At 44.3% G+C, this 219-nt stretch carries 1 rRNA gene; it reads left to right on the top strand.

From position 1 onward, the window contains the following. Positions 1-134 precede the first annotated feature (134 nt). Positions 135-219, top strand: a 16S ribosomal RNA gene (locus tag H9X84_RS12900); the annotation flags it as partial.

The raw sequence follows: 219 nt of genomic DNA, 5'->3' as shown, positions 1-219 counted from the left end.
TTTCGAAAAAACCGGAGGATAGCCAGATTAACTGGCTAGGAACAACTCGAGCGAGCGAGTCGGAAGGCTTTATGCGCAGTTTTCTTCGAAAACCGCTTATAAAATTTCCAACCGACGATGCCGTTTGTAAATTTTAACATAAGAGTTTGATCCTGGCTCAGGATGAACGCTGGCGGCGTGCTTAACACATGCAAGTCGAACGAAGATATTAAGAATGAG

Source organism: Anaerotignum lactatifermentans, from assembly GCF_016902535.1.
Lineage (GTDB): Bacteria > Bacillota > Clostridia > Lachnospirales > Anaerotignaceae > Anaerotignum > Anaerotignum lactatifermentans_A.
This window is presented reverse-complemented; position numbering and strand designations above follow the sequence as displayed.